Source organism: Marseilla massiliensis, from assembly GCF_016899855.1.
In the GTDB taxonomy this organism is placed as follows: domain Bacteria; phylum Bacteroidota; class Bacteroidia; order Bacteroidales; family Bacteroidaceae; genus Prevotella.
In genome coordinates this window covers 1-273 of the sequence record NZ_JACJJG010000282.1, presented here as the reverse complement: position 1 = coordinate 273, position 273 = coordinate 1, and the positions used below count along the sequence as shown (strand labels likewise).

Sequence of the window (273 nt, the reverse complement as noted above, 5' to 3'; positions counted from 1 at the left end):
CTTTTCCACAGCCGTTTTTGTTCGCCGCTCCCGGCGTGCGCCGTCTCCGGGGTGTTGTTGCCGATGCTCATGTGGGGCCTGCGCGTGTTGTAAAAGTCGATGTACCTGCCGATGGCCTCGCCGGCCGTGGCGATGTCGGCGAAGGCGCGTCGGCGGTTTACGGCCTCCTGCTTTATTATGCCGTTGACGCGCTCGGCCACCACTCCGACCGCGGGGTGCAGTACTGCTGCGACGCCTACATCGGCGAGCTGCGGCGACACGGCATATCGGTGA

Annotated in this window: 1 protein-coding gene; it reads right to left on the bottom strand. The window is 64.8% G+C overall.

The features are described from left to right. Positions 1–273: integrase core domain-containing protein (locus tag H6A34_RS14770; protein ID WP_205106121.1), on the bottom strand; the 273-nt coding region annotated here is incomplete at both ends.